This window comes from Protofrankia sp. CiP1_Cm_nod3 (assembly GCF_982290655.1).
The window spans coordinates 1,292-6,987 of sequence record NZ_CEVIVD010000049.1; the positions used below are offsets into that span (position 1 = coordinate 1,292).

The 5,696-nt window shown below is 74.8% G+C and carries 4 protein-coding genes; all 4 read right to left on the reverse strand.

Features of this window, described 5'->3' with window-relative positions:
- Positions 1-363 (reverse strand): type III-D CRISPR-associated protein Csx19 (csx19, locus tag AC5LUJ_RS11720; RefSeq protein ID WP_493464929.1); only part of this gene is annotated, 363 nt, incomplete at its 3' end.
- Positions 360-2,327 carry an RAMP superfamily CRISPR-associated protein gene (locus tag AC5LUJ_RS11725; protein ID WP_250282163.1) on the reverse strand — a complete coding sequence of 656 codons (1,968 nt, stop codon included), beginning with the start codon at positions 2,325-2,327 and terminating at the stop codon, positions 360-362. The genes csx19 and AC5LUJ_RS11725, both read right to left, overlap by 4 nt.
- A gap of 107 nt (positions 2,328-2,434) precedes the next feature.
- Positions 2,435-5,404, reverse strand: coding sequence for an RAMP superfamily CRISPR-associated protein (locus AC5LUJ_RS11730; protein ID WP_493464930.1), 2,970 nt, complete (start codon positions 5,402-5,404; stop codon positions 2,435-2,437).
- Positions 5,401-5,696 (reverse strand): hypothetical protein (locus tag AC5LUJ_RS11735; RefSeq protein WP_493464931.1); only part of this gene is annotated, 296 nt, incomplete at its 5' end. The genes AC5LUJ_RS11730 and AC5LUJ_RS11735, both read right to left, overlap by 4 nt.

Below are 5,696 nucleotides of genomic sequence, written 5' to 3' on the forward strand. Positions count from 1 at the left end.
CTGGCAGAGCGCCGGTGACTCCGACAGGAGCACGGCCGTGCCGAGCCCGTCACGCTCGTGCAGCCAGCGCAGCTCCGCGTCCCGGTTGAAGATCCGCGCTTCGAAGACGGCGGCGGGGCCTGACGTCGGCAGCGGCAGTTCCCGTTCGGTGGACGTGCCGGCGACGCCGGCCCCGTCCGCGAACGAGCGGCTGCCGGGCATGGTCAGCCGGCCGCCGGACAGCCTGGCCACCGTGTACTTCCGCGCGCTCGCCAGCAGTGCCACGGCGTCGCCGATGTTGGCCTGGCGGATCGCGTCCGGCAGCGAGATCTTCGTCGACCTGCCGGTGTGCAGGGTGATGATGGCGGCGGTGTGGGTTGTCACAGCGGCCTCCCGTCCGCGCGGTCCTTGTCGGGGCGCTCCTGATCGAGACGGTCCCGATCGAGGTGGTCCCGATCGAGGTAGTCCTGCCAGCTCCGGGTGTAGGCGGCGACCGCCGGCTCCCGGAGCAGGTCGTCGAAATCACGTTCCGCGTCGGAGAGCCCGGGGAAACCGCTGATTCTGACCGATTCCACGATGATGTCGCCGTGGCCGCGGTTCACGCCGTGGCCGAGCCGGAGCCGGCCGGCTCGCAGGTCCCGCAGGACGAGCAGCAGCAGCGCGAGCGCCGGCCGTGCCAGGCCGCCGCCGTTTCCTTGGCCGCCGCTGCCTGCGTCGTTCCCGCGTTTCGTACCGCTTCCGGCGCTTTCGCCGGCCGTGCCCGCCTGGTTGCCGGAGCCCGCCGGGTCGCCGGAGCCCGCCGGTGCGGTATCGAAGCGGTTCAGCCGTCGCAGGTCGACGGTCAGGAGCAGGTCCTGCCAGGTGACATGGTGTGGTTCGAGGGTGCTATACAGGCGCTTGTCCGCGGCGCCGCCCGTCCAGCGGTCGATGGCGACATGGTCGGCCTGGTCCATGCCGAGCTCCCGCAGGCGCTCCCGGACCTTCGGCGGCACCTGGGCCCGGGCCTTGTCCCACGACCGGGTCGGGCCGCTGTCGGACGGCTTGCTCAGCCCGGTGACGTGCGCGCCGTTCAGCGCGCGCCAGAGATCGGCGGGGATGGCCTGCTCCGAGTAGCAGTCGTCCGCGCCGAGCGCCCCGACACCGCGCGTCGCCCGCGTGCCGCGGCCGTCACCACCAGCGTCCCCGCTGCTGTCCTCGCTGCCGTCGCCGTATCCGTCGCCGCCGACGGCCGTGCCGGCGGAGCCGAACAGGGCGTTCACCGCCGCGAGGTCGTCGAGCTGTTCCCGGAACCGGGCCGACCGCTGCGGCCCGGCCGGTACGTCGAGAGGATGGGCGGCGTCGCGGGCACGGGCGGTCCGTTCGATGCGCTCCGCATGCGACCGTAGCGCGCCCTTGATCGAGCTGCCGGGCAGGACGAGCGCTACCTCGTCGCAGCCGATTCCGCTGACCAGGGGAAGCGCGTCGATCGAGAGCCCGTCCACCGCGGAGCGCACCATCACCGGGGACGTCGGACGCCAGACGATGGTCACCCTGAGTAGATCGGCGTCCGGGTCCCTGCCGCCGAGATCCGTCGGCGTCAGCGCGGCGGGCGCTCCGGCTGGAGCCGCCGCTGCCGCCGACGTCACTGCCGGCGGCCCCGACCCCGACGCTGTCGGTGTCGCCGGCAGCAGGCCGAGGGCGCCGAGCAGGCCGTCCATGCTGTCGAAGCGTTGCTCCACGATCTCCGGTTCGCCGGCCAGGACGACGGAGCCGAGACCGCGGGTGCGGGCCGCGCCGAGCCGGACCCGGCCCCCGGCGAGCGCGAGCAGCAGGGTGCCGAGCATCGCCGTGGCCGGGTCGGCGTCCCGCTCCCGGTAGGGCGACTCCAGGTCGATGCCCAGCCGCAGGTAGGCACCGCGGGGGAGCACGGCCCGGCCGTAGAGGAAGCCCTCGGCGACGGTCCCCAGCACCCGGTCGATGCCGATGCCCGTGCGGGCCTCGACCCGGGACGGTGGGAACGGGGAGCCGAGATCGGTGCCGGTGGTGACCAGGCCGTCGTGCACCACGATCCGGCTCGTCGAGCCGTCGTCGGAACCGCTGGAGCCGTTGCCGGAGCTCTGCCGGGAACCGTTCGCCCGGGTGGTGTTCTGCGGGACGTTGCCCCAGATGTCGTCGAGGACCAGCCGGTCGGCGATCGAGCGGCCGGCGAAGGCGCGCAGCGCGCCCGCGAGGCTGGTGCCCGGTACGTACAGCCGTGACAGCCCGTCCACGGCCAGCGCCAGGTCGACGGACGGGTCGTCGCCGACGCCTCCGACGTGCAGCGGCGTCTCCAGCCGCAGCCAGCCGTGGACCCGCAGCCGGCGGACCATCGCCCGTCCGGCTCGCCCGGCCCGCCTGCCGGCCGGGGCCGCGGGTGGGACCGGCGGTGGGCCGGCGGGTGCGGCCGGAACCGGTCCGGCCGCGCTGTTCGACGCGGTCATGCCGTCACCCCGTCGTGGAGCTGGCCGTCCGAGGTGGTTGACGGGTCCGCGCCGGCCACCGCCCGGTGGTGGGCGCTCAGACAGCTCGTGACGAGCGTGCGGACCGCCTCCGCCCACAGCTTGGTGTCCTCGCGCAGCTCCCGCGCCCCGTCCTCGGTGATGGTCAGATCGCGGGCTGGGCGGTTCGGGCCGTCCGGGCTGATGCTGATACCGAGCAGCGCCCAGATCTCCGCCAGCCAGGGCGGCGCCGTGGAGCCGGAGGAGCTGGAGGGGCCGGAGTCGTCGTACGGCCCGAGGCCGAACAGCGCCCAGACCATGGAACGCTTCCGTAGTAGCGGGTCGATCCGCTGATACGCCTGCTGGTATGCCTGGCCTGACCAGCGTTCGGCCAGGCGTTTCAGCCAGTAGCCGATCTCCTTGTCCTCCTCCAGCCGGCTCAGGACGGCGCGCAGCCCGCCGAGCTGGGTCGGGTTCACCCGCTCGGTGTCCCTCCCGGCGGAGGTGAGCCCCAGGGCGTTCCGGCGTCCATCAGCGTCCGCGGCGATGGTGGCCGAGGCACGTCGGATGTGCGCCCGCCACGCCTCCCGCTCGATGACCCGCGCGGTCTCGCGCGCGACCGGATCCCGCACGGTGACGACCGGCGTCCGCGGCGGTTCGTTGTTCCGCGGTTCGTTGTTCCGCGGTTCGCTGTCCGGCGGTTCGTTGTGTGGTGGCGGGTACGTTCGCAGCCGGCCTGGGCGTGCCCGCAGCAGCGGGTCGTCGACGGCGAGCTGGCCGAAGCCCTCGGCGGTGCGTTCGCCGATGCCGGCGGCCAGCACCTGGTCGAGCCGCTCGCGGGAGAGCCGCCCGCGCACGCCGAAGGTCAGGACGCTGCCGGCGGTGAGCCCCAGCAGGGTCGGGCGGGGCAGGCCCCAGCTCCGCTGCCACGACTCGGCCCGCCGGACCGCCGTCGCCCGGTTGATCAGCCGCTCGGAGGAGGCGGCCTCCTGGAGCTCCAGGCGCACCCCCAGCCTGGCGCCGAGCTGGTCGGCGAACTCGCGAGGGTCGGTCGACGGGCGCAGCCGCCGGTCCCGGATCAGGACGTCCGACAGCAGCCAGACGATGATCGTCCCATCCTGGATGGCGTCCGCTCCGGTGGCCCGCACGCCCGGTGCTGGAGATGCCGGTGGCGTCGCGGTTGCCGGAGACGCCGTAACCGCTGAGGACGTCGTGGATATCGGGGGTGACGTCCACGGCGTCGGCGGGCCCTCGACCGCCACGGTGACCTGCCCGTAGTCGTCCTTGGCGGAGCGTCCGAGCGCCCACGCGCCGGCGAGCGCGGCGTGCGCTCCCACGGGCAGCAGGCCGGCACGCACCCGGACCTCCGCCCGCAGCACCGACCCGGCGGCGAGCGCTTCGTAGGTGTACAGGCCGACCACGTCCGCCGTGGGCCGCTGCCGCCGGTCGTCGATGACGTTGTGGGTATGGATCGTCAGATTCCGTTCACGGATAGTGATCGTTGGCGGGTTCGGGTCGTCCGACGCGGGCGCTGACGCGGGTCCCGGCACGGGCGCCGCCCCCGGCTCCGGCGGTGCCGTGCCGACAGGCGCCGTGCCGACAGGCGCCGTGCTGACACGGTCGACGGGTGACGCACCGACATAGGTGCCCTTGTACGCCCTGGGTGCGGCGCCCGCTTCCGATGTCGTCTCGACCAGCCGGTTGACCGCAGTGGTCTTGTCGTCCTTCGCGTGGAACCAGGTCCGGGGCAGCGGGCGGCCCCGCTCGCCGGCCACGTCGACGGTCGCGTTGGTCACGACGAGGTCACCGGCGCGGGCGAGCGCGTCGGGATCCCATCCGCCGGCCGCCCCGCCGGCCGCCCCGCCGGCCGTGGCCAGCCGCCGGAGGACGCCGGGCAGCAGCACCGATCCGGGCACGAAGTCCAGCGACCGCACGGCGTTGCCGATGGTGCGTTCCTGCACGATCAGCGGTGTGTCCAGATGTATCCGCAGAGCGATGATCTCCCAGTCGGCCCGGTCCGGACGCGCTGGGTCGCGCGGGGCCGCCGGCTCCTCGGGCACGGCGGGGACGGGCGGGGCGACACCGTCGCGCGCCCGCAGCCAGGCTGCGACGTCTTCCAGCGTCGGCAGCGGCGCCGGCAGCGCTGGCAGCGGCGCCGGCCCCTGGGCCGCGACGGATCCGGCTGGGGCCGCGACGGGTTCGGCCTGGGTGACATCGAGGCGGCAGCGGCCCGCGCCCCGCCGGCGCTTGCCGCCGACGGACTCCACCAGCCGCGCCCCGAGCAGCAGCACCGCGGCGGCCGCCCACCGGCCCTCGTCGTCCAGGCCCGCCTCCCGGCCCGTCCCATGCCCCGCCTCGTCCGGACGGGGGGAGCCCGACCAGCCCGCGAGCGTCGCCCGCGCGGTCAGCTGGACGCCGCAGCGCGCCATCTGCTCGAACCGGAGGAACTTCTCCGCCGCCCGCCCGGTGTCCGGGTCGATCTTCACCCCGGGGCGGACGAACGTGGCCGCGTCACGCAGTGCACGCCGGCTGTCCGGGCGCAGGGCCGCCGCGAGCGCCGCCGGATACCGTGCCGGCCGCACCGACAGGGCCGCCGGGCGCGGCTGTTCCTCGCTGGGCGGGCCGCCCACGGACAGGGCCGGCTGGCTGCCGAACAGGAACTCGACCCAGGCGTGCCAGCCACCGGTCGCGCCGGTCGGCGCGGCGGGGGCGGGGAGCGGGGCCGGGGAGCTGTCGAGCGCGGCGGCGGCGAGCTCGCAGGCGTCCCGCCAGACGCCGGTCAGGGTCTTGCCGGGCACGAACGGCAGGCCGTCGTGGTCGGTGTTGACCAGTTTGTTGACCCCGCCGGGGATGCCCAGGCCGGTGCCGCAGTGCCAGTCGCTGTCCATGTGCAGGGTCAGCTCGAGAGTGAGGCCGCCCGCCGGGTGTGTGCCCGCCGGGTGTGTGGTTGTGTCGTACGGGCCTGTCATGCCGATGTCCCCGTCGTCGTCGGCTTGCCGTCCGCTCCCGCCGGGAGGCGGTGGCGGTCGTCTCGCTGGGTGTGGTTGTGCCGGGCCGGGAGGTCGCCCATGAGCTGGACCGCGTTCATCGCGTCGAGCAGCCCGGTGACCGGCGGTCCGGTGACCTGGTGCGGCTGCCCGTCGAGCAGTCCCTGATCGCTGATCCGCCAGAACAGCGATTCGTCGCCGCCAGCAGTGGCCGTGCCGGCGGCGGAGCCGTCGCGGGAGCCGGAGCTGTCGCGGGAGCCGGGGCCGTTGGGGG